Genomic DNA, 1,113 nt, shown 5'->3' on the forward strand with positions numbered 1-1,113 from the left:
GATGGCTCTGGCTGCCCGATTGCTATTGAAGTATTTGAGGGCAATACAGCAGACCCGACAACCCTCACCAATCAAATTACGAAACTTAAAGCAAGATTTGGCATTGCCAAAATCATTTGGGTGGGCGATCGAGGTATCATCTCTTCAACCACAATTCAAAAACATTTTCAAACCGCCGATCGTAGTTTCGATTGGATTAGCGCCCTGCGTGCGGTACAAATCCGCAGCCTGGTCGAACAAGAATCGATTCAACTATCTTTATTTGACGAACATAACATCGCTGAAATCTCGTCAGAGGACTATCCGGGAGAACGGTTAATTGCTTGCCGCAATCCGATACTAGCAGCAGAGCGAGCCAAAACCCGATAAGAATTGTTGCAAGCAACCGAAACAGAACTATCCAAAATTGTTGCTGCGACAACGAGACAGAAAAAGCGTTTAACAGGGGCAGCAAATATTGCCCTGAAAGTGGGTAAGGTGGTGAATCTTTACAAAGTTGCCAAGCATTTCACGCTGGATATTCAAGAGAACAGTTTTCGCTACGAAAGAAACACGCAAAGCATTGACAGCGCAGCTGCATTAGATGGGTTATATGTGATTCGGACTTCAGTCGAGTCCGAGGTTTTATCGGCAACAGAAACGGTGAGGGCTTATAAAAGCCTATCTCAAGTAGAGCAGGCTTTTCGGAGTTTTAAGACTGTGGATTTAAAGGTGCGACCGATTTACCACCGCCTGAGCGCTCGAGTTAAGGCTCACGTGTTTTTATGTATGTTAGCCTATACGTAGAATACCAGATGCGTTCTCGATTAGCGCCAATGCTGTTTGATGAAGACGATTGGGAATCGGCTCACCAAAAACAAATATCTGTGGTGAAGGCGACCAAAAGCGTTCGGACTAAGGCTAAAGCCAGAACTAAGCGGACTGAAGATAATTTACCAGTGCATAGTTTCCAGACTTTACTAGCAGATTTGGGTACGATCGCCCATAATGAAATTGTGGGCAGCATTGAGGGTGCTAGTTGGGTTTTTGACAAGATTACTCAACCGACAATCGTGCAACAAAAAGCTTTGGATTTGCTGGGTGTTCCCCTAATTTGTACCCAGTAAAACCGCA

General features: G+C 44.9%; 2 protein-coding genes and 1 pseudogene. All 3 read left to right on the forward strand.

The features are described from left to right. Positions 1–369: pseudogene (locus tag E5S67_RS32025) on the forward strand (IS1634 family transposase); the annotation flags it as partial. A 3-nt stretch (positions 370–372) separates the two neighbouring features. Continuing rightward, positions 373–786 (forward strand): IS1634 family transposase, encoded by a 414-nt coding sequence (locus E5S67_RS32030; protein ID WP_172193510.1) that lies wholly within the window; start codon positions 373–375, stop codon positions 784–786. An 8-nt stretch (positions 787–794) separates the two neighbouring features. Further along, entirely contained in the window at positions 795–1,106 is a 312-nt protein-coding gene (locus E5S67_RS32035) for a hypothetical protein (protein ID WP_172193512.1), read from the forward strand. The last annotated feature ends 7 nt before the right edge of the window (positions 1,107–1,113 follow it).

The sequence above is a fragment of the Microcoleus asticus IPMA8 genome (assembly GCF_013179805.1).
Taxonomy (GTDB): Bacteria; Cyanobacteriota; Cyanobacteriia; order Cyanobacteriales; family Microcoleaceae; genus Microcoleus; species Microcoleus asticus.

Bases quoted from the DNA above. Each gene is read 5' to 3' on its own strand.
- E5S67_RS32035 (WP_172193512.1), top strand. From the start codon at position 795: ATGCGTTCTCGATTAGCGCCAATGCTGTTTGATGAAGACGATTGGGAA.